The organism is Vibrio sp. HI00D65, assembly GCF_001635455.1.
GTDB lineage: Bacteria > Pseudomonadota > Gammaproteobacteria > Enterobacterales > Vibrionaceae > Vibrio.
This window is the reverse complement of record NZ_LWEH01000235.1, coordinates 43,237-60,801: the sequence shown is the minus strand read 5'-3', so window position 1 is coordinate 60,801 and position 17,565 is coordinate 43,237. Positions and strand designations below refer to the sequence as shown.

At 40.9% G+C, this 17,565-nt stretch carries 18 protein-coding genes; 3 read left to right on the top strand and 15 right to left on the bottom strand.

Features of this window, described 5'->3' with window-relative positions:
• Positions 1–85: 85 nt before the first annotated feature.
• Both A3712_RS16765 and panB read right to left on the bottom strand, forming a co-directional pair.
• Positions 86–364 carry a hypothetical protein gene (locus tag A3712_RS16765; RefSeq protein ID WP_063524360.1) on the bottom strand — a complete coding sequence of 93 codons (279 nt, stop codon included), beginning with the start codon at positions 362–364 and terminating at the stop codon, positions 86–88.
• Between the two features lie 1,179 nt (positions 365–1,543).
• On the bottom strand, positions 1,544–2,356 hold the full coding sequence (gene panB / locus A3712_RS16760; RefSeq protein ID WP_063524359.1) for a 3-methyl-2-oxobutanoate hydroxymethyltransferase: 813 nt from the start codon (positions 2,354–2,356) through the stop codon (positions 1,544–1,546).
• Positions 2,357–2,557: 201 nt separating this feature from the next.
• Between panB and A3712_RS16755 the strand changes: the two genes are divergently transcribed.
• On the top strand, positions 2,558–3,379 hold the full coding sequence (locus tag A3712_RS16755) for an AraC family transcriptional regulator (RefSeq protein WP_063524358.1): 822 nt from the start codon (positions 2,558–2,560) through the stop codon (positions 3,377–3,379).
• Between the two features lie 62 nt (positions 3,380–3,441).
• On the opposite strand, the gene A3712_RS16750 is transcribed toward A3712_RS16755, so the two are convergent.
• The 4 genes from A3712_RS16750 to A3712_RS16735 all read right to left on the bottom strand — a co-directional run bounded on the left by A3712_RS16750 (position 3,442) and on the right by A3712_RS16735 (position 7,983).
• Entirely contained in the window at positions 3,442–4,962 is a 1,521-nt protein-coding gene (locus A3712_RS16750) for an EAL domain-containing protein (RefSeq protein WP_063524357.1), read from the bottom strand.
• Positions 4,963–5,275: 313 nt separating this feature from the next.
• Positions 5,276–5,770, bottom strand: a complete 495-nt coding sequence (locus A3712_RS16745) for a YcxB family protein (protein ID WP_063524356.1) — start codon at positions 5,768–5,770, stop codon at positions 5,276–5,278.
• A gap of 289 nt (positions 5,771–6,059) precedes the next feature.
• Positions 6,060–7,157 (bottom strand): nickel/cobalt transporter, encoded by a 1,098-nt coding sequence (locus A3712_RS16740; protein WP_063524355.1) that lies wholly within the window; start codon positions 7,155–7,157, stop codon positions 6,060–6,062.
• A gap of 103 nt (positions 7,158–7,260) precedes the next feature.
• Positions 7,261–7,983: a DUF1007 family protein gene (locus tag A3712_RS16735; RefSeq protein ID WP_063524354.1), complete on the bottom strand. Its 723-nt coding sequence runs from the start codon at positions 7,981–7,983 to the stop codon at positions 7,261–7,263.
• 554 nt (positions 7,984–8,537) lie between these two features.
• Here A3712_RS16735 and A3712_RS16730 point away from each other — a divergent pair.
• Together A3712_RS16730 and A3712_RS16725 are read left to right on the top strand one after the other, a co-directional pair.
• Positions 8,538–9,518 carry a sphingomyelin phosphodiesterase gene (locus A3712_RS16730; protein ID WP_231891834.1) on the top strand — a complete coding sequence of 327 codons (981 nt, stop codon included), beginning with the start codon at positions 8,538–8,540 and terminating at the stop codon, positions 9,516–9,518.
• Between the two features lie 249 nt (positions 9,519–9,767).
• Positions 9,768–10,859, top strand: coding sequence for a transporter substrate-binding domain-containing protein (locus A3712_RS16725; RefSeq protein WP_063524352.1), 1,092 nt, complete (start codon positions 9,768–9,770; stop codon positions 10,857–10,859).
• A 28-nt stretch (positions 10,860–10,887) separates the two neighbouring features.
• Here A3712_RS16725 and A3712_RS16720 read toward each other — a convergent pair whose 3' ends face one another.
• From A3712_RS16720 to A3712_RS16690, 9 genes are all read right to left on the bottom strand, one after another.
• Entirely contained in the window at positions 10,888–11,103 is a 216-nt protein-coding gene (locus A3712_RS16720; RefSeq protein WP_063524351.1) for a hypothetical protein, read from the bottom strand.
• Positions 11,104–11,308: 205 nt separating this feature from the next.
• Complete coding sequence (locus tag A3712_RS16715) at positions 11,309–12,655, bottom strand: hypothetical protein (RefSeq protein WP_063524350.1); 1,347 nt, start codon at positions 12,653–12,655, stop codon at positions 11,309–11,311.
• Entirely contained in the window at positions 12,652–13,371 is a 720-nt protein-coding gene (locus tag A3712_RS16710; RefSeq protein ID WP_197465852.1) for a JmjC domain-containing protein, read from the bottom strand. Before A3712_RS16710 ends, A3712_RS16715 begins: the two co-directional genes overlap by 4 nt.
• Positions 13,372–13,445: 74 nt before the next feature.
• Positions 13,446–14,291: an aKG-HExxH-type peptide beta-hydroxylase gene (locus tag A3712_RS16705; protein ID WP_063524348.1), complete on the bottom strand. Its 846-nt coding sequence runs from the start codon at positions 14,289–14,291 to the stop codon at positions 13,446–13,448.
• 52 nt (positions 14,292–14,343) lie between these two features.
• A complete protein-coding gene (locus A3712_RS27450; RefSeq protein WP_157618795.1) occupies positions 14,344–14,481 on the bottom strand; it encodes a hypothetical protein in 138 nt (45 codons plus the stop codon).
• Between the two features lie 376 nt (positions 14,482–14,857).
• Entirely contained in the window at positions 14,858–15,772 is a 915-nt protein-coding gene (locus A3712_RS16700) for a VirK/YbjX family protein (RefSeq protein WP_157618794.1), read from the bottom strand.
• 272 nt (positions 15,773–16,044) lie between these two features.
• Complete coding sequence (locus tag A3712_RS27880) at positions 16,045–16,185, bottom strand: hypothetical protein (protein WP_197465851.1); 141 nt, start codon at positions 16,183–16,185, stop codon at positions 16,045–16,047.
• Positions 16,186–16,224: 39 nt separating this feature from the next.
• Positions 16,225–16,500 (bottom strand): HU family DNA-binding protein, encoded by a 276-nt coding sequence (locus A3712_RS16695; protein ID WP_063524347.1) that lies wholly within the window; start codon positions 16,498–16,500, stop codon positions 16,225–16,227.
• A gap of 354 nt (positions 16,501–16,854) precedes the next feature.
• Positions 16,855–17,553 (bottom strand): VC0807 family protein, encoded by a 699-nt coding sequence (locus A3712_RS16690; RefSeq protein WP_063524346.1) that lies wholly within the window; start codon positions 17,551–17,553, stop codon positions 16,855–16,857.
• Positions 17,554–17,565 lie beyond the last annotated feature (12 nt).

Here is a 17,565-nt window from a genome sequence, read left to right as displayed (position 1 = left end):
AACGTGTATATATCGGCCGTTTTTCGTTCAAATATCACACTTTCCCAATTACAAATTTGCAACATCCACAACATAATGTTCATATTCAACCGTCTGCATAACCTTGTAAATTGTTGTATGCCATCGCGTTTAATGGCGTGTTACTTGCTTGCTCAATGTCAAAATTAGAGGGCTTAATTGTCTGAAAATTGGTTTGGGGAATACTCAGAGACTTGAGGGCAGGAAGCCTAACGAGTGGTGCCGGATCAATTGGACCATTACCGTTTGAACCTCCGCTGCTTGAGCCGCCGCCACACCCGGTAAGGGCCATAGAGAGTATTGCTGCGATTGAAATAGTGTGTTTTTTTATATTTTTTGTGCTCATGACCGGACTTCTTCTCTTAATCGTGGTGTTGATATTTCTTCCTAACTTAATTGTCACTTTTTTTTGTCTGAAACCAACATTGGAATCAGGTGTGTTGTTGCGATCGGTTAGTGATCCTGAGTGGAATTACTTTGTATTCAAATATTGGAACGAATACGAGTAAGTTAGGACGTTTTGTTTAAATACCTTTGTCGGCTTGTTAAAGAGTAGCTCATTATAGTTCTTTCTAATTTGCTGCAAGCTGTGCAAAATAAAGTTTTAAAAATGATAGGCTGAATGATTACTTGTGAGTAGACGGTTGCATATTATGATGTGTGATTTCATTATAAATGAATTATTCTGAGGTATTTAGTCAGTCATTTTTGGCTTATTTTTTACGCAGCATTTTTACGTTTTTTTTAATAAGCTATGAAATTTTGTAGGCATTTTCGAGTCAATGTATATGAGATTGGGAGAGTGAGCAGTAGTTTAGCGCTATAAATGCTCTGATACATATTTAAAGGATGACAAGTAAATAGCCAGTGAGCTTATTATTGGTTGGGTATACAGCGAATAGGTTGAAACATTGTTATCTAAGTAAAACAGCTAGGAATGTCATAATTATAATTTGCTGATTTGTTTTTATTTTTTCGCAAGTTGTATGTGTTAGTGCAATACACTTAATTAGTTAAGTGAGTCCTTAAATACTAAAGAATATTTCCATTGCCTAATGGATCTAGTGAAGCCGCTGCGTAAGTTGTGGTGCTGAGTAGTAAAAATAATATGGTCCATTTTAACATGATAAGTCCTCACTTTTAGTCAAATTAATAGGATATTAGATAGCCTAAAGGTGTGTAAAGCATTAATAGATAAGAGTTTTTATTGATAGTTTCGTAGATTTAGTTCGGGGTGAGCACTTGAGAAAACATAATAACTACCTGAGGCTTTAATAAAAAAAGGCCACCCCGAAGGGTGGCAAATACAAACGAGAAGAATCATTACAAATGAAAAGCCCTTATTTCATAGTAAAGATATTCTACAAGGTTATGCAGACGGTTGAATATGAACATTATGTTGTGGATGTTGCAAATTTGTAATTGGGAAAGTGTGATATTTGAACGAAAAACGGCCGATATATACACGTTTTGTTTGATCTAGCGCTGATATTTTCCGCATCCAGAGTTTTAATGAACAGGCAAACTAATCGAAGCAGTGCTCAAGAGTAGGGAATGCACCATTTCTTACTTCTTGTTCATATTCACTAAATGATGTTTTGATCAGCTGGCTTAGGTCGATGTATTTTTTGACAAACTTAGGTGTATATTCAGTGAACAAACCAAGCATGTCTTCGGTCACTAGCACCTGACCATCACATTCGGGTGAAGCTCCGATACCAATAGTCGGTATCGATACAGATCGGGTGATTTCTCGAGCTGTAAGCTCATCGACGCCTTCAACAAGTAATGAAAATGCTCCAACTTTTTCGAATTTTCGTGCTGTTTCGATGAGGTAGTCCTTTTGGTGTTGTGTTTTTCCTTGAACCTTAAAACCACCTAATACGTTGGCGTATTGAGGGCATAGGCCAATATGAGGCATTACCGGTATACCTCTTTGAATTAGAAACTCCACTGTTTCGAGCATTTCGGGGCCACCTTCGATTTTGATACCTTGGGCACCTGTCTGAGCCATAACTTTGGCTGCATTTTTATAAGCTAATTGTTTCGATTCCTGGTAGCTTCCAAAGGGCATATCTACTATTACGCAAGATGTTTCGGCACCACGGACTACGGCTGAACCGTGGGAAATCATCATTTCTACGGTAACTCGCAATGTAGAGTCAAAGCCAAAAGCCACCATGCCTAGCGAGTCACCAACAATAATAAGATCGACATAAGGATCCATTAGTTGCGTTATGTTTTTTGTATAGGCAGTGAGTGACACTATTCGCCCTTTTCCTTTCATGCTTTTTATCTTAGCGGTTGTGATTTTTGTTTTTGAGGTATGTGTACTCACAATATTTTCCTTTAAACGGTTTTTCGTTTGAGTGACAAAGAGTCCGGAACCACTCTGATTTAGGTGTTTTCCCAAATAAGATAGGAGTCAATGTGATTAGGTTGATTGTTTATCTTATTGTTTTATATGGTAATGTAATGCAAGTTCGGTTCCGGTAGCGCCTAGATTAGTTGAGCAACTAATGGAGGCGGTATCGAATATATGTCAATCAATAGAGAATATTTATCAACAATGATTTCAACCTATCCACCTTCGAAAGAGTCATTTGAAAACTTATGCAGCGAATGCAAAGTGGTCGCTCGTTCAATTCCCAAAGGGGTAAATGTTCAGGCACACAGCCATGCATGGGTTCAGTTGCTTTATGCGAAAGAAGGTGCGTTGTTTTTGTATTTAGACAGATCCAAGGAGAGGATGCTTGTGTCTCCTCAGCAGGGAGTATTGATTCCGGCTGGCGTTAGACATTCGGTAGGAACGTTGAGCAACGTAGAACTTGTTAGCCTTTACATGCCTTCAGAGATCTTTGATTTTTGCTCAGTCAAAGCTCAGCTTGTGGAGATCAATTCTTTCTTAAAATCGCTGTTAATTGAGATGGAAAGAACTCCAACAAGTAATGATGAGGGTGGCCAAAAGTTACTCGTTGATTTGGTCTTTCACCGTCTGAAAAGCGCTAGACGGCTGTTTACTAGCGCTCCTATGCCTCATGATAGACGTGTGCTTCAGTGCATATCTTCGGTAGGAATTAAGTCAATATGCAGTATGGACAAGCGAGAGTTTGCATTGCTTTCAAACGTTTCAGAAAGCACATTGTCAAGAATTATACGTATTGACACTAACTTAAGTTATAGACAATGGAAAACTCAGCTCGTTGTCCATGTCGCCATTGATGAAATGCTAAAGGGTAAAAGTGTTAGCGGGATTTCCTCTGAGCTAGGTTATGACTCCCCATCATCATTTATTCACATGTTTAAGATGATGACAGGAAGAAGCCCGGCGAGATTTATTGAGTTACTTAGTAGAGGTTGATGCATATTTTAGAAGCTGAAAGCAGTAGACAAGTGCTCTTAGCTTGCTTTGTTTACCTAACCTCAACGTCTTATTTGGTTTTTCAAAAACTCTTCAAGTGGAATCGGTTTAGCGAACAAGAAGCCCTGCAAATAATTGACCCCTCGCACTTTTAAATAATCAGCTTGATGCTCTGTTTCGACGCCTTCAGCGATGACATCTAGAGATAAATCGTGCGATAAGGTGATCATGTGTTGAAGTAGGTGGCCTGTGATTGTGTCAACGCCAATGTCTCGGACAAAGGTTTGGTCAATCTTTAAATAGTCAAGGTCTACTTTTTGTAAATTAACCAATGAGGAGTGACCTGTACCAAAATCATCTATTGCTATCTTGCATCCGAGCGCTTTGATCTTTCTGAAAATATCATCGGTTAAATCACAGTAGTTTAGCGCTTCTCTTTCTGTGAGTTCTAGAACTAGAGTAACGTCGTCACTGTCAATAATATCGATAAATTCCTGACACGCCTCCAGTAATTTGCCTTTTGAACAGTGCTGGGGTGAGATGTTTATACCCACATGGAAATCATTAGGTAGCTTGTCTATGAAAGGCTTAATTTGCATAGCAGTGAGCCGTATCAATTGGTGTGTCATAGGTACAATAAGACCAGAGATTTCAGCCTTAGGAATGAAAAGATCTGGTCTCACGATACCTTGTAGTGGGTGTTTCCACCTCAAAAGAATCTCTATGCCTTGTACTGCACGAGTTTTACTATTCACAATCGGTTGAGCGTATGGGACAAACTCTTTTCTTTGCACTGCTCGTTCGATTTCTAGGTACAGATTAGAGGGACGTCTTGATAGCCACATAAGATAAAGGGCAAACAGAGTTTGCAGCAGTATAATGGCTACAATGTATTGTTTATCCTCGGTCCAGAATGCCGTTAGCATACTAGGGTAAGTGAAACCTGTATGTGCGCTATAAGGAAACTGTTCTGATGACACTTGATGCCAAGAGATAAGCTTTTCTGCTGGGTTTGTTTTTACGGTCAACTCTTTACTATTAAGCCACTTATCACCTACTGTAATAAATGACCGCAACTTGGTGTGTGACGTGAGCAATTCTCTTAAGTATAGGCTATCAACGCCGCTTAAAGCAGAATTTTCAGCCGAGGTTGACCTCACTACGATAACCGGATTAGTATAGTCGACCTTACTTCCGTTGAGTAAGAGTAACTGCCCTGAACTAAAGGCTATGGGGTCGTAGGTCGAGTGTCCTTCACCCCAGATAGAGGTGCAGAAGATTACATTGTCTTTCGCTAGATTGGCACTCCGAACGTAAGGTGTGGTTGCTACTATGTGTCTGAGAGCTAGGGCCTCATCTTCACAGCCATTAGAGTTTTGTAATAGCTTTAAAGCAGTCCTGTTGGTCTCCTTACCAAACTCAAGAATCTCATCTACCTTTTGAACAATACTCGTTGCTTTCTGGTTTGCTTGCTGATCCAGTGAACGGCCAAAAAAGAGATACAAAATAGTCAGGGCTAAGACACAAGGAACAAAAGAAAGACATACTAGATATGTTGGGCTATTTTTTTTATTTGCAAACATAGAGAACCTAGTTAAGTAATCATTTTGTATTGAACTGGTAGGGTATGGAATTAGATATCAGTGATTTTAGTATTATGTGGAGAACAACATAGTATTGTCAGTATAAGTTAGTTTTTGCCAAAATCATTGATAATTACATCGGTTTTTGTTCGATATTTATCACTATGATAAAGCGATTGTTCAAGTTTAAGCATCAGGTTTGGTTAAATGGTGAGAGGCGTGTGAGCTCTACTGAAGTAGAGAGTTTAGTATCTGACTTTTAAGGATAGGCTATGTTATGGCCTTGTCAATATGGGGCCAATATACATTGATGTTAGTTAGCTTTTGACGCTTTATGTTGTTCAACCATGAAAGTAATCGCATCGTCACTTAAGCACGACTTACTCACGTATTGGCGCTGCTTCCCAATATGAATGATAAAGCCGAGATCGGTCTGTTCAAGCTCGTCGATCTGGCTCCACTTAATTGTGTTGGTGGTCTTATAGTTTTTGTAAATTACGCCATCTAAGTCACCTTTAAACACTACTTTACTACCAGCGCCAGAGCTGATTCTTTGTCGCCACAACCACCAGGTTCGTTTGCAATACACGCTGAACGCTTCAATGACACTCAATACAATGAAGAACCAGCCAACGTAGCCGCTTGGTAATAGTTCAAATTCAAGTAGAACCCAACCAAAAAGAAGGAACAAAAACGCCTTCAAATACGCTTTAGGGAATTGAGTTGGTACGCTCGTTTGATCATAACACTCAGCGAAGAAAGCTTTGTCGAGGGTGTATTCTGTGGTGAAACCGGAATCTTTAGACATGTATGGCTACTTTAAGGTTCTCTGTAAATGGACTTTCGGTGGGTAGGTGTCCCACGCAGCAATTTAGCAACTTGGTTATTGTATCGCTTTTCACCGCTTTTATTTAAAGATTTTGGCTCTGTTTTGTAAATCGATGATACTGGAAACGGTATTCATACTATTAGCGATGCAACGTTTGAATAAACTTAAAGGGTGTTTGTGCTGCGAAGTAAAAAGACCTCTGGCCTAAGAGGTCTTTTGTCTGTGGAAGTGTTACGTAGTTTCTAGCCGTGTTAGAGCGACCCTATAGTTACATAGTAAACACTGGCGACATACCGCTGTCTGGCCCACTCATTAGCAATAAGCCAATTAAGATAAGTAAGACACCACCAGACAGTTGTAAGTAGTGACCTGCGGCTTTGAGTGACGCACTGTTTTTCTTATTTCCTGCAATCAAATAGCGTTTTACCAAATTCTTGCCAGTTAGTGTCATGATGGCAATCGTTGACGTTGTGAACGCGGTACCAATCGCCATCGCAAAGGCACTGACAACACCCATCCAATATAAGCCAACCATGTTTGCGAAAAGCAGAACCATAATTGCACCTGTACATGGCCTTACGCCAATAGTAACGATGATTCCCGCATATTCACGCAGTGTTGAAGCTTTGTTTATCGCGTGTGCATCGGCAACATGCTGGTGGCCGCATCCACAGTCGGCATGAGAATGATCTGCGTGCGCGTGTTCTGCAGGTTGTAATGCGTTTGACGGGGTCAACATCATTGAGCCAGCAGGTACTGATGAGCGGAGCGCCATTGGTGATTGGACTGAAATTGGCGAAGACGTATCGGCAGCTAATGTGGTGATCATTTTCACTTTCAATTTTGGCTTATGTAATGTGGTGTAGATGTTTTTAAGAGCCTTCCAACAGATCAATGTTCCTACTACCGCGACTAACGCGAAACTCAATGAGACAAACATGTTTGCTTTGTCGTTCACCATTCGCATAGAGGCGCTAAAGCCCCATAGCAAGACGCTTACTAATAGGATCGCGACCAATGCCTGTAAAAACGCAGAGATGACAGTCAGAACTAAGCTGGTTTTTGCTTTTGTTGGGTGAGTGGCTAAGTAGGTCGAAACGATGACCTTGCCGTGTCCCGGACCGAGTGAGTGCAGCATGCCGTAGATAAAGCTGAACCCGATAAGGTAGCTGCCCGCTCCCCAAGGGTTAGACTTTGCCTCGTATAGCAGATCAGCAAGCTCTGAATTAACTTCTCTTTGCCATTGAATGCTGGATATGACTAGTGATGGCCACATAACCCACAGCTGGTATGCACCGATTGCAACAAGTACTAAGGCTGTGACGCCCATAAGGTAGTACTTTGTTTCTAATTGATTTTTCTTCATTTAAAGCACCTTTATTAGAAATCGTTTTCTCGATGGTTCGAGAGACTAAATGCTCAGACGCTTAACTGTCGAAACGCCTAATCGTAAAAATAAACCGCCTTGGTTAAGCTCCAGGAACCGTGGCACAATGAAGTTCGACCGACTGAGTGAACAGCTGACCTAATGTGTTGTCTGGATCGGCATCGGCAGGTAACGACATCGCATAACTCATTTGCTCAGGTGTTGGGTTCGGCTCGATAATTTCTAACTTACATTGTCTTGCGAGCTCTGGAGATAACGTCACGTCTTCACTGGCGATCCACGACATATCGACAAAATAACTTGGATCAAAAATCAGCATACGTAGCGAATCACGTGTTACAGGCTTAGGTTTTGAAAGAGGCAGATCGAATGTCAGTACCATTTTGGATTTATCGCGCTTGAACTTCGCATGTTCAGCAACCTGATATTTTATCGGCTCTTCACCATCGTAGAAGTAGGTGAAGTAATGCTCGTACATCATGTTTTTAATCACTGAAGCCGCTAGGTTCTTGAATGTCTCTTCTTCTTTCTCCGGAGAGACCTCTTCACCATCCAGCATGTACATCGAGGTCATGGCGTCAAAAGACCATTCCATTGAGAATCCGGTGATAACGCCATTCTCGCCCTCAATGTGAGTTTTCATTTCGATCCAAGAGTGGGGATGTGCTTGTAGATTAGGAGCAAAAGTCAGTATTGCTAACCAAAGTGGTAAAGGCTTAACAGAGCATGATCGTATTGAGAAACGATTTAGATATCGTGAAGAGAGGCAGCTGAGTACCTTGGTTAGAATAAATAGCTGTTTCATGGGGCATAATAGTTAATTGACTTAATGTTATATTATAACAATTGGTGGTGCTGTTCACATCAAATTTGTGTCAATCATTAATTCACTCGTAATAATGTACAGCAAGTTTCGGTCATTTATTATGAGCCTACCATACTCAAACTCATTAAATTACTAAATGTAATCGTTATCTCTTTTTGTGTTCAATATTAAACTAGAGTCTGATAATTTTTGGAGTACGACACATAAAAGAGTAGCCTGAAGTTATGACCACCAAATTGATAACTGCGACATCAGTATGTTTGTTGTTTTTCTGTAGCGTTATCCTAGCAGAAACGAACATACGTATTTTGAACAACACTAGTGAGGATCTTAGCTTAATTATATCGGGAAATGAGCAAATTATGACCTCAACCGACGTTAACCACATTAGGCCTTATAGCTATGCTGAGGTTGCTAACCTGAGTCGATATAGTGGGATAGAATCAGGCAAAGACTATTACTTTTTTATATTCCTAGGCTACGAATACCTTACTCCAGTCGTTAGGCTAAAAGGAACTGTATGGGGATCTGACATGTCTTTTTCGCTAGTTGACCCGGAGACGACACATATGGGGGAGTTTGAAAGCGATCGAACGGTTCACGCCAGTTTTAAAGGCAGTTACCAGTATTACTACAAGGCTAGCTACACAGGAGGTTATGACGATATAACATTTGTTGTAGATGAGGATATCCCAGATGAACCTTCTAATACCAATAGTATAAATATAATTACCTATAATGTATGGCTGCTCCCTCATGTTGGGCAGTATATGGATAATAGGGATATACGGATTGCTGAAGCGGTTAAGAACAACGACGTGGTTTTTATGCAGGAGGTGTTCAGGCGAGAAAATGAGCTACGTTTAAATGCGGACATGCAGCGCCACTTTCAGTACGTTAGTGATAAACTCGATGGTGGTGGCAGTAATACCTACGATGGTGGTGTTATTACTTATAGTAAATATCCCATTGTTGAACAGGCACAACATGTCTTTGATAACTGTCGGGGGACCGATTGCGCGGCAGATAAAGGGGTGCTCTACACCAAGATAATAAAAGATAGTCGCCCATATCACTTGTTTAACCTGCATCTAGGGTCTTGGAATTCTCGCGAACATCGGAATATAAGAATGCTGCAAGTCGGTGAAATCTTAGCCTTTGTGGAGCAGTTAGATTTACCGGACAATGAACCTGTTATCTTCGGTGGTGACTTCAATATCGCCAAGCACAAGTTTCCGCTCGATTTTACTCAAATGCTTAGAGTATTGGATTTGCAAGAGCCGCCTTTAAATGGTTCATTGACCTATAGTTACGATCCGCTTGTGAACCAAAACCTATCCGGCAGTGATGAATCAGCCCAAGAACGTTTGGATTATTTGTTGTATTCGAATAATGGCAGCGTGATGGCGAGTTCCAGCAAAATTGAAGTGTTACGCAATTTTGACGATGACATGTGGGGTGTCTGGGATTTATCTGACCACCTAGCGGTAAGTGCACGTTTTGAAGTGCCCTAGGCTAGTGTTTCTTCTATCTTAGCGGTCTGAAAGGATCATCGATACAAAATCAGTTTGTGTATTAGGGCGAGCTCCAATGTTTTGCAGAATAAATAGGGTTCTCTATAGTTAAAGTAGCAACTATAAATGCTAGGGCAGCATTGAATTCATCATAAACTCTTTTTCACTTCTGAAGATTCTAAGGTGTGTTCGTTAAGCGAACCTTTGCACTCGATTCAATTCATTGCTGTCCATTCTGGAGGGCTGCTGATGCAAAATTTCTTCAAATTGGCACTTAGATTTTGTGCCGTTTTCTCGCTCTTACTTCTCCCTTTCTTTAGCTCAATGACTTCATCAGCACCACTTAAAGTTGGAGTTTACCCTTGTCCTCCTTTTGTTATTGGTTCGATGAATAATGAGTGGGATGGCCTCAGTATTGAGCTGTGGGAAAAGATCGCCAAAGATATGGATGTTGAGTTTACGATAGAAAACCGTCCACTCGATGAGTTGCTCAATGCCATCGAATCAGAACAGATAGACATAGGAGTGTCCTGTATTTCAATCACTCCAGAGCGAGAGATTTTTGCTGATTTTTCCCATTCGTTTTACGAAACTCACCTTGCTATCGCAGTGAAAGAGAAAGGCTATATTGAAACTTTACACTCGATATTCTTCAACCCAGCTTTGTGGTTAATCATTGGCGTGGTCGTGTTTATTGCAGGAGTCATCGGTGCATTTTTCTATATGCTCGAACACGGTGAAAACCAGAAGCTCTATTCGATGAAAAGCCGAACTGGACGCTGGCTAGAGAGTTTTATTCTCGGTTTACTTTTCATTACTCGAGGTCCATTTAATTACTTTGAATTTAAGAGTTTAACGGGGCGGATTGCTACCGTGTTTATTGGCGTATTCAGTATGCTTTTCATTGCCAGTATTACTGCTGTGTTAGCGAGTAAACTTACGCTCAGCCAAGGATCTTCTCAGATCAAAGGTATTAATGACCTAGCGAATGTCAAAGTAGGTGCCAAGGTCGCGACTACTTCCTCTCTGCTATTGACTAGCTTTGGTATCAGACATGAGAACTATGTCGATATGCCAAGGCTTTTGGGCGCTTTAGAAGAAGGAGAAGTTGACGCCATTGTAGCCGACGATGTAGTGCTTAAATACATGATTGGGAATGGCAGAATGAGTGGCCAATTTGAAGGTTTAGAGGTGTTACCGTATCAGCTAGAGAAACAGAATTACGGTTTTATCATGACGGAAAACAACCCTTTCGAAGAAGAGATTAACCGCGCTCTGTTGCAAATTCGGGAGTCTCGCATGTGGCGTAAAATTTTGGTCGAGTATTTTGCAGACAACTAACCGAGACAGCGATATATATCGGAAGGTATTAGCTGTTAGTCTGCTCTGATTCCAGCGTTGAGGTTTTGCGTTTTTTGAAATTTTTAACGCCTGTCCAAATTACATAAGCGGCTACAAAAACGATCAACGCAGAGCGGAGTAGGATAGGCGCGTCGTGTTCTAACTGCTCAACATGGGGCGCGATACTGGCGAACAATCGACTGGTAAAAAGCATCCCCATTACTAACATAACAACTTTATTCATCTAACTCGCCACTCAACTAGACACGTAACACAGAGCACATTTTCTTTCGGTTTGCTTATTAAAACGATCAAGAACGACTCTGCTCGAAATAAAAGCATGCGCTTCTCAAACGGCATCGTCAACGCGATATCAGCCTATAGCCGGTAAGCTAAAATTCCGTTTTTGGAAGTGCTCTACTTTAATGTTATCCGTTACGAGGCTTAATTTATTGACGAACCTGGAGAATCAAACGAGTCTTTGAGTCAGATTCAATCTTCTCTTCCAATTCGGCTTTATTCTTTTTATCCAAAAAGGCGTCCCATTCATCAAGCAATAGCGTCTCTTGCGTATGGTTGAGTAACCAATCTAGGCATTTCTTGGTGTACTCTCCGTCGGAAATATCCTCTTTATTTAGCTCCGACTCCCAAGGCCAACATACGCGGTACGAGGGATTGAAATACAGAGCACCGGAACTTCGTTGATAGTCTTTAAGGTAAGTGGTTTTTCCAGAACCGTTCGAACCAATAACAGATAGATAGCCGTTACGATAGCTCTGAAGCTCATTTGTACTCACTGGTTTATTGGTTTGATTATCTCTGAGTTCAATAGTATGCGTATCTATTTTAAATGGTGCTTTAATGTCATTAAATTTTGTGAGTAGCCTAAGCTGCCCTTTTATATTAGGTAGCAGGATAATTATCGATACTAATTCGTTTGCCGAAGCAAGCAGATGGTAGATACGAGTCAGGTTTACCACAATCCCTAGTTTAATCGCTGCATCTATTTGAGCTGAAAACAGCAAAAGCACGACCAAAGAAGTGGTGGGTAAGAGCGAGAATAAAGAAGTGACCAGCATCGCAGCGTATTTACAGCGAGCCTCTTTCATTCGAGATGAAAGATACCCCTCGGTTCTCAGACGTGTATCACTCTGAAAACTGTCACGATTAATAGACGAGCCATGATGATAGTTTTCATGGATGGCCGATAATTTCTTGGTAAGGATTGAGCCTTGAGTATTTCGAGTCTCCGATAGCCACTGCATTCTTTTGGATATGTAGACCTTGTAGGCAGCAATAAAGAGCGCGCTGATCAGGATTGAAAGAGCAAACCGAAAATCTAAAACCACGCTAATCACTAACAAGCTCAAGCTGAAATTTAGTAGTGCAGAGATAGAATGAAATGAATAACCAATAAAGCTAATGATGGTCTCTTTACCTTGAGAGACCAGAATACCTTTGATGTTATCGGTGTCGGTTTTGTTGGTACACGAACCGTAGATCCTTGTGGCAGCAGACCAAAAGTCATCCAGTGCAGAGCATAACCACGCCTCCCGAGATATGTCACTGAAATATGACACACAGTAAGGCAGCAACATACACGTCAAGTAAACAACTGCCCAAAGTTTGAAATCAACGCTGTCGAAGCCAACACTGTTGACTTCGTAGATGATTTGAACGGATGCGTAAACAGAGATTGCGATAGATAGCTGGTGTATGCCCGCAAAAGAGATTGCCAACCAAGCGTGCTTATTGAACAGGCTTAGCGCAGTAGACCTTACTGATTCAAACTTCATATAGGGAATATCCGCTTAGTGCTGTAATTTCGAAAGGCGTGTGCTTTGTTCTTTCTGTATTTAAGGAAACTAGCGTGTAACGACTCGATCTCCTCCTTAAGCGCTATAGGGTCTTCCGCACTAACATTATCCAGCCTTGTCTGGTGTGCAGGTAAGCACGCCCACTTTAAGAAGTCCGATAGCGTAGGCGTAACAATACTGTAAGTCACATGGAACGATTTATGTGATTCCGAAACGGGGTTGTGAGCAACGCCTTTAGGAACAAAGAGGAGATCACCTTCGTTGAGTACGATATCGTCTTGGCTCTCGCCAAATCGCCAGCGCTTCTGACCAGCCAGTTGTTTGACCAACACATGGTGGTCGTCTTTATGGTATCCAAATCCGCTGACTGAACCGTAAGAAACATATAAGTTAGCTGACGATTCACAATGAAGAAGCTCGCTAAGTTGCCGAGTCGTCGATGAAAAGTAGCCTTTGAACTCATCAATAGAGTCCATAGCAAACGTACCTCCAACAAGAAACTGGTCGTGTAGCTTATCGTTTCTTATATAGTGATTGGTTTTCCCATGTTTATTCATGCCTTTGGTGGAGACTAATTCAGTTTGTTCGGTCCCATTGCGGAAAAACCTAGCCCTGTCACTAGTCATTCTTGCACCGGACAACAATGTCTCTATATGGTCGGTTATGGGGTAGCTGTCTCCGTCTAGTGACCGCATCAGCTGGGTCTTGTTAGAAAGCCGATTGTTGACCAATAGGGCACCGATGAAGGCTTGCTCCTTCTCAGAAAAACTCATATTTTCTCCAGTTTTGCATAACACACTTCTAATATCTCTTTCCCTCTTGGTTTCAATAAATGGGATCCTAAACAAGATTGGATCGATGATAGTGTTTGCGCTAATAGTTGTTCTGTTGGCGGGTGAGCACAATATTCTTCTGGTACGACTGATAACTCTTGTCGAAATAAGAGTAACTCGGTTCCTACAACTGCACTATGATATGACTTATCGAGAGGGCGAGATTTATTTAAGACTGCAGAACGAGTCCAGTTCTCTTCCTTATACATATTTTCATACGAATAAAGGCCTCTAATCAGTTCTTCAATAAATAAGAGGTTATGTGTTAATTCATGAACGAGGAACTCGACTCGGTTATTTATACACCAATGTGCTTTAGGGTTTACCCAAATAACACCCGGCATACCAGAGGTGCTTCCGCCACTTGCTTGATCTGAGCGCATAAAAAATAAGACATTAATCGCCAACTCGAAAACTTCATGGAGGTCAGGTGATAACTTTTTTAGATAGTCTAGAGAGACTAGATAGTCGGCCATCTCTTCTGAACTTACATTATATGTTGAGTTAGATATAATATCTGACTGAGATAAGTCGTCGAGTTTTGACAAGTTATAACCTGTAGATAAATCACTGCATAGGTCTGGCTCATTTACCTTAAGTATCTGATTATCTTTTGTAATGTTATCCAGAGCTATCGGTATGAATTGCGATATTGTTTGTATATACGAATCTTTAAGGCGTTGCTTAGCATTTTCTTGATTTAAGCCGTTGATGTCATTTTTTCTTGAATGGAGATCTAGAAAATTCTTTTTTACCGTGTTTGAACCAAGTGAAAAATACATATTATCCTCCTATAACCTGCTAGCTAATATAAAGCTAGCAGGTTAGTTTTAGTTACTCTTGGTCTTCAAAAGCGATCATGTTTCGACGATCATTACTGTTGTTTGAACCACCCCAATCTAATTCACATAAGTTTAGTTCTTCGCTTTCTGGACCATTAAAATCAGCCATGACGTTTTCAAAATTAATCATTTTATAATCTCCGTTATTGGTTTTAATTAATGAGCCTATTTTGGGCTCGGTTCTATTAATTGTATAAATAAGATCGTCTTGCAATATGAATTGTCCTAAGATTTATATATATGCAACGTGATGCTCAAAAGTTGTGATTTTGTTAGTATAATGTTATCAATATAGTTCTGGTTGGTGGTTGAAAAACATCACGTTGAACTTGCTTCTTATCTTGTTTTTCTCTCTAGATTGAAGATGCAGGGCTTTGAAACTGCGTGAATTAGTGAAGAGGGGGGATTATGGGGACGTGTTAAAAAGCCCCGTGAATACGAGGCTTTTTTGTGTCACATGTTACTTATTTGCGGATGTTAAGAAGGTGTGGCGAGTTTACACTCTCTCAACTTGTTTTCGCTAAATCTACGTTTAACGTGATAGGAGCCTGTAGGTAAGGGTTAATAGCGGCTCTGAGATTTTCTTCATATTGGTCTAACCAAGCGTAACGTTGGCGATATAGTTTTCGTTTTTGGCGTTTAAGCGGCTCAAGATCTTTTCTTGTTGCGCGCAAAGGCAATACGTAAAAGCACTTGCTGTGTTGCTCTCCGTTATGCTCTTCCCAAAGCTCATCATATTTTAGAGTGATATCTTTACTCTTCTTTCCATAGCGGAATGAATTATATACATGACTGGCTTCGTTGACTGCGTAAATGTGTGTGATCCCCAAGTCCGCAGCAATCAGTCTTAGTGTTTCGACGATGAATGACTTAGGTCTTAAGCCGTAAAAGGCTTTGGTGAACGCTCGGCTGAACCCGTTGTCATTTGCGCCACCTTGAACACCACCGATGTAGATATCATTGTTAAAGACAGAGAATGAAAGGGTGTACATCTTATTCAATTGTGAATCAGTCAGAGACAGCGTTAACTCGCCTTCTTTTCTTGAATTGCGCTCAAAGCTGAGGTTCAGTAAGTAAGCTTGTCCACCAATTTCTAGCTCTAAAAGGTTGATTTTTTCGTTGTAAATATTGTGTCGAGCTGGAGTGTTGAACGTATTTTCAAACCAATCGTAATGCTTTGATAAAATTTCAATTTTCTGCTTTTTGCTAAAGCCATTGCATAGGTAGGGTGTGACAAACTTAGATAGGAAATTCGGTTGCTTTTTAAATAAGAGTTTTCTCTCATCAGAGTTGAAATTCTCATTCATTCTTTTCGTATCTGAGTAATAAAACAATGCTCGAATTGTAAACTTAGCGATCGCTTTGTACTTGCCCTTGTTTTTATGGACATTAGCGTCAATTCCCATACGAACTACATTCATAATCACCTCAAAAGAAGAAGCATCCCCCGAACACATTGCGTTGGGTTTTACGTTCTTTACACTCATAAACATCAAGGCTGCGATGATAATGAAAAGTGAAATTTAGGTATGTATGGGTATGTATGACAATGTAATGGGAGCAATTACTTAGTGTGTGGATTTTGTACAGTTCTAAACAGCTAGTTGACTGGTACTCGATGGTTAAACAAAAATGCCATTGCAAGGATACAGTGGCATTGTTTATCTATCGCTTGTTATCAACGCAGGGCTAATTAAAGCTCTAACAGCTTGGCCAGTTCACGCTCTTCTAGAAGCTCTTCAATACGTTGTCGAGTCTTAGGTGCTTGCTCTTCTGTTGATTTACCTGCTTTTTTAACGGGACTTCTTTTGGCTTTTTCCTTTGGCGTAGTCATCGTCATTTTCCTGATCGTTCTGCGTTTTAAGGCGCTAGTTTAAAGGTTACACGCCTCTTTTAACGCTTTACCCGCTTTGAATGCTGGTGTCTTAGATGCGGCGATTTGAATTTCTTCACCAGTGCGTGGGTTACGACCTGTGCGAGCGGCACGAGTGTTTACTTTGAAGCCACCAAATCCAAGGATCGCTACTTCATCACCGTTAGCAAGTGTTGTTGAAATACCTTCTACAAGTGCATTTAGCGCGTTACCCGCTTGTTCTTTTGAAATGTCTGCAGATGTAGCGATGTGTTCAACTAATTGAGATTTGTTCATATTCTTGATTCCTTAGTGAGTAGGGCTGGTGTCTACCTTTGGCACCTAGCTTGAGTGATCTTATCAACACTAAGTACGATATTGTCAGTAATTGTGTAGAGCTTTGTTAAGTAACGAACAAGATCGTTTAGAAAATCACCAACTTTCTTTCTGGTGCAAGTTTATGATTTTTGGGTTTTAAATACGAATAGTAAAAGAGCGATCACGAATTTTAGAGTTTGAGGGATTGGGTGAGTCTTTATCGTGCCAATTATCTGCAACCTGAGTTATTCGTTTTACTTGGTGATAGATAAAGCAAAGCCCAGCGAAAAGGCTGAGCTTTGGGATAGGTTGTTCGAGCGGACTTGAGCGATATTATTTATTGGTGACGAAAATCTGCTCGGTCTTTAGTGAGGTCATGTCGCGAACTTGGCGCCAGATATAGTAAAAAATACCTAACATCATTAGTAAGCTTGGAATCGCAATCGCAGGGTAGCTATACAGAGTCAATTTACCGAGTTCTTCATTGAACGCAGCAGTACCAGCAGGGCTGGTAACAATCCAAGTCGCCAGGAAATAGTTCATCGCAGAAGAGAATGCGAACGTGCTAGCGAACATGTAGTTTGATGTCATTAGGCAACGATCAAATTTAGCTTGGTTTCCAAATTGCTTTAAACGCTCTTCAATTAAAGCAATGTTCAGCAATGCAGGCGTGAAAATCACTTTTTGGATGAATGGGTAGCGAGTAAAGGTAGAACCGAGTACCGCTAGACCAATTAAGCCAGGGATTAAGGCTTCTTTTAGAGCCAACCAACGCGTGTCTAGCTCGAAGAAACCAATGCCACCAGTTAGTAACACGCTGACAAAGCCAAGTGCTGCGATGAAGTTAAACTTCCTGTTGCGGATTAGTTCCATACCACCGTAAGCAATAGGGAAGGCGAGTGCGACAAGCAGTGCTAAGCCAGTTCCGAGGTGCTCTTCTCCGCTGAACTTCATAAGGATGAATGACGGAAGAAGGACGTTAAATACGACTTCAAAAAGAGGACTCGATTTTTTGTTTTCAGTGTTACTCATAATCTCTAAATA

What these genes read in the sequence shown, in the direction of transcription:
- A3712_RS16765 (WP_063524360.1), bottom strand. Translation starts at nt 364, where the DNA reads ATGAGCACAAAAAATATAAAAAAACACACTATTTCAATCGCAGCAATA.
- A3712_RS16755 (WP_063524358.1), top strand. Translation starts at nt 2,558, where the DNA reads ATGTCAATCAATAGAGAATATTTATCAACAATGATTTCAACCTATCCA.
- A3712_RS16750 (WP_063524357.1), bottom strand. Translation starts at nt 4,962, where the DNA reads ATGTTTGCAAATAAAAAAAATAGCCCAACATATCTAGTATGTCTTTCT.
- A3712_RS16745 (WP_063524356.1), bottom strand. Translation starts at nt 5,770, where the DNA reads ATGTCTAAAGATTCCGGTTTCACCACAGAATACACCCTCGACAAAGCT.
- A3712_RS16740 (WP_063524355.1), bottom strand. Translation starts at nt 7,157, where the DNA reads ATGAAGAAAAATCAATTAGAAACAAAGTACTACCTTATGGGCGTCACA.
- A3712_RS16735 (WP_063524354.1), bottom strand. Translation starts at nt 7,983, where the DNA reads ATGAAACAGCTATTTATTCTAACCAAGGTACTCAGCTGCCTCTCTTCA.
- A3712_RS16730 (WP_231891834.1), top strand. Translation starts at nt 8,538, where the DNA reads ATGTCTTTTTCGCTAGTTGACCCGGAGACGACACATATGGGGGAGTTT.
- A3712_RS16725 (WP_063524352.1), top strand. Translation starts at nt 9,768, where the DNA reads ATGCAAAATTTCTTCAAATTGGCACTTAGATTTTGTGCCGTTTTCTCG.
- A3712_RS16720 (WP_063524351.1), bottom strand. Translation starts at nt 11,103, where the DNA reads ATGAATAAAGTTGTTATGTTAGTAATGGGGATGCTTTTTACCAGTCGA.
- A3712_RS16715 (WP_063524350.1), bottom strand. Translation starts at nt 12,655, where the DNA reads ATGAAGTTTGAATCAGTAAGGTCTACTGCGCTAAGCCTGTTCAATAAG.
- A3712_RS16710 (WP_197465852.1), bottom strand. Translation starts at nt 13,371, where the DNA reads ATGCGGTCACTAGACGGAGACAGCTACCCCATAACCGACCATATAGAG.
- A3712_RS16705 (WP_063524348.1), bottom strand. Translation starts at nt 14,291, where the DNA reads ATGTATTTTTCACTTGGTTCAAACACGGTAAAAAAGAATTTTCTAGAT.
- A3712_RS27450 (WP_157618795.1), bottom strand. Translation starts at nt 14,481, where the DNA reads ATGATTAATTTTGAAAACGTCATGGCTGATTTTAATGGTCCAGAAAGC.
- A3712_RS16700 (WP_157618794.1), bottom strand. Translation starts at nt 15,772, where the DNA reads ATGAATGTAGTTCGTATGGGAATTGACGCTAATGTCCATAAAAACAAG.
- A3712_RS27880 (WP_197465851.1), bottom strand. Translation starts at nt 16,185, where the DNA reads ATGACTACGCCAAAGGAAAAAGCCAAAAGAAGTCCCGTTAAAAAAGCA.
- A3712_RS16695 (WP_063524347.1), bottom strand. Translation starts at nt 16,500, where the DNA reads ATGAACAAATCTCAATTAGTTGAACACATCGCTACATCTGCAGACATT.
- A3712_RS16690 (WP_063524346.1), bottom strand. Translation starts at nt 17,553, where the DNA reads ATGAGTAACACTGAAAACAAAAAATCGAGTCCTCTTTTTGAAGTCGTA.